The sequence below is a fragment of the Nonlabens dokdonensis genome, assembly GCF_002162835.1.
GTDB classification, from domain to species: domain Bacteria; phylum Bacteroidota; class Bacteroidia; order Flavobacteriales; family Flavobacteriaceae; genus Nonlabens; species Nonlabens dokdonensis_B.
In genome coordinates, this window is the sequence record NZ_MAAX01000100.1 from 1 (window position 1) to 3955 (window position 3955).

General features: G+C 37.1%; 1 protein-coding gene. It reads right to left on the reverse strand.

Going from position 1 to position 3955, the window contains the following annotated elements; genetic code table 11:
* A partial coding sequence (locus tag A9Q93_RS06330) for a fibronectin type III domain-containing protein (protein WP_303686539.1) occupies positions 1-3955 on the reverse strand: 3955 nt, incomplete at both ends.

Genomic DNA, 3955 nt, shown 5'->3' on the forward strand with positions numbered 1-3955 from the left:
CAATAACGGTATTACCGTCAACTTGAAGGTCAGATAATGTTGATACGTTGTATTCAACATGTTCTTTAACTTCCCAGTTATCAAATCCTAATCCTTCACCTTCAGCTTGCCAAGAGTACGAACTGTGTCTCCATCTGAAGATACAGTTAGACTGTCCAGGCGCATTAGGCATCAAGAAAGTTACATTAGTCCAGTCATTCGTATTCGATAGTGGGAACTGAGACCATGGAGACCATGTGAACCAAGAAATTCCACCGTCAAATGAACGTGATAGGGCATAATAGTGAAGATTTCCAGGACGAATATAATCAAAAGAGATTTCAGCTGATGCTGTATAGTCCGAGAAGTCATAACATGGAGAATAGAAGTAACTGTTCTCATTCTGAGGAGCGTCACCCGTAAGGTTGGTTGCCCAAACTTTACCATCATTGTTATTTCCAATGTTAGCAGTTGTAGGAATTCCCCATTCCCATGAATTGATTGTACCTATATTAGCAACAGAGTACCAGAAACCATCACCTGTTTCAAATGCAGAACTATCTGCTGTTAATGTCGGTAAACTGTTTAATGAGAATTCGAATTCATTACTTGTATTGTCTTCATCTAATGCGAATACAACTTTAACAGCAATTGTATAAGAACCAGCAAAACTCATATCGATATCTGGTAATTGATACAATGTATCTGTTTGAGAAGCTAATCCAGAATCGAAATCCCAGAAATCAATCCACAATCCACTATTGTTGAATTGGTATTGAGCAGTTGCACCGTTTGGAGCTACATCAAGGTTACCGAAGTTCATGATTTGAACATAACCTGATTCAATTCCAAGACCACAAGAAGTTTCTAGTGAGTCGATAGATAATACAGCCAAATCATTATCAGGACATTCTTCAACTACAAAGAATTCTTGAGATTCAAGCTCCCAAACATTCCAGTTAGAAGAATCCAATCCATTATCAGGAGTCTCTCCATCATTGTTAGCAACTACTATACCACCACAACGTGTGATAGAATAAGTACCCGCTTGCCATCCAGAACCACCTTCATCATAAGCATTGAATACATATCCAGCATTTGGATATACACAAACCTCATAGTTGTATGAAGTATTAGACCATAGGTTTCCTGAACCGTTAATATCTCCACCTTCTCCGACCATAACGCCGTACAGTGTATCAACAATTTGGAATCCTACTTGCCATCCTGAACCAACTGTGGATACATTTACATCAACCCACATAGTTCCGTGGTTTGTGAAACTAGAAGAAGCCATATCATTTGTAGCTACGGAATCTCCTGCCAAAGCAGTTTGAATATAGAACATAGTATCTACAGAAGTAGAGAAATCATAGAATCCATCAATAGTAATGGTGTCAATTTGATAAGGAACTAATGTATCCATATAAGTACCTACGTTAAAGTAGATAGAATCATCCCAGCTCAATTCAATTGGGAATCCTGTAACAGCTTGTCCACCGAAGTTTTCAATCTCAATTGTAATCTGAGTTGAATCACTCGTATTACATCCAGTAGTTTCTGGAGAAAGAATAGTATTTACACCGATGTTTTTACCATAAGGAGTAATAAATGTAAGTTGTAATGGCGTATAGTTTGTATCACAAGGATTTGTCAAATACACCTCATAGATAGTATTCTCTGTCAATCCACCGATAACATAAGGATGAGCAAATGCTGTATCCGTTGGGATACTGTCATACACGTCCAAAGTATCTAATACATCAACCAATTCAAGATGCCATACAGTATCTGGACTAGCATTTAACCATTCAAGAGTAACATCAATATCTGTTAAATCATCAATAGTAAAACTTGCTGGAGTAGCACAATCTGGTGCTTCTTCCCATCTCATTTTATCTATATATAGATTATCGTAAGTAGTTGCTCCATTAAATTTAATTGCAATACGTGTATCTGTCCCAGAATATGATAGGAAAGGAACAGTGATAGAATCACAGTTAAAATGAACAACATCTGAGTATAAAGCAGTAAATGTACTCGGGTCATTTCCATCTGTTATAGTTCCTACTTCAAATGGCGCAGGAGTTGTCCAAGAAGAACCGAATGTTGTAGCAGCAAATGTCAAATTATGAGTCCCTGAAGCAATATCAATCAAATCAGGAGTCACCAACATAACGTCAGCAGATAAATCGTCTCCACTATACATCCTTATAGCTCTCGAGCCATCACAAGTACTCCAAGAAGCATTGTAAACACTTATTTCTGGAGCATTCCATTGTGAAGTAGAACTAGTAACTACTGTATAATCCCAACAAAGTGTTGTATCATCACCAGAATTAAGATTTTCAAAGTCGTTATAGAAGTCTCCGTAAGGAGCACAGTCTGTTTGGACAGTTATAGTAGTACTTTCACTGATTGCATCCGCACAGTTAGTAGAAATAGTTATTTCATAAATTGTAGAAGGCTCTAAACCATTTACAGTAAACGAAGTTGAAAATGCTGTATCCAAAATAGTTGGATTAACACCTGAAAGATCAACTAATTCTAGTAGCCACTCAGTTCCAAATGTTCCTGTTGAATCTAAAGATAAAGATATAGATGTCAATGCAGTTGAATCAACAACAACACCTGTAGGAGGGAAACAGTTTGGAATTTCATGCCATTCGAAATCATCAGCGAAAAAATCTTGATAATTTGCTGTAGTTAGATGTCTTAAGGCAATATAATTATCAGTACCTACATAATCATCAAAGTTAAATGTATACTGAGTATAAGTAGGTGTTAGGACAATTGTATCCTTTGGAGTAAACGTATTAATATCTGTTTGATTAGACATTGTTCCAACGACTATGCTGTTGTTGTCATTGTTGTTGTTTCTTGCAAAGAATCTCAAACGATGTGTTTGGTCTCCTAAATTACTAAATTCAGGCATTACTGCATACTGATGAGTATTGATACCCCAAGAGTTTGAATTAGAAGAATGCAATGAACTAAATCCTGTATTACCAACAGTCCAATTAGAATAGTAAGCCTGAACATTTGACCATGAAGAAGTAGTACTGTCAATAAGATTCCAACAGTTGATAGGATCGTTTGTCATTAACCCTTCAAATGAAGTATAGTAATCTTCAACAGGAGCACATAAAGTAGTAAATGTGATTGGTCCAACCCATACAGTAGAGTCAGTTCCACACATAGTACGTACATATGCAGTATAATTTGTTCCTGAATTCAATCCTGAAACTGTGAAAGGAGTCCCCGATGCAGTGTTTGTTGAAACACCAGTGATTGTATCCTGATCTTCAATTATTTCGATTTCATATAAAGTAGCTCCAGATCCTGCCACAGTAAATGACATATCAACTGATGTTGTACCTGTAGAATCTACAGCCAAGTCATAAGGGATATTACATGCAGGTAATGCAGTAACAGCCAATGAGTCAATGAAAACATAATCATTAGAGACATTCAAAGGTGAAGCATAGTCTATTTCAACTATAACATCTTCTCCTATATATGAAGTATCTATCAAAAGATATTCTGTAGCATAAGAACCAGGTGTTGACCATCCAGCACCATCGTTTGATTCGAAGTCAGCTCCAGTTACAGACCAGATTGTTTCCCATGAAGCTCCTCCATCATCTGATAGGTTTACCTTTAGAGTATCTTGATTTGAATCATCGTGAGACCAAAGCAATGTCAATAGAGCAGCTTGATCCATATCAATCATAGGCGTTTGAATCAGTCTATGATTTGCATAATTACCCCAAGTATTTCTAGCTCTAGCTGCTATAGTATCACCTGAAGATACATAAGGAGTCCAGTTTCCATCACCGTTGTCTATATCAAAACATTCTGGCACCCAAGTGCTAAATGGTTCTGTAAGTGGTAATGCAACAGGATTACAAAGTGTTGTGATTACAACTGGTCCTGACCAGTAAGAAGAACCATCTGTTCCACCACAGGCTGCACT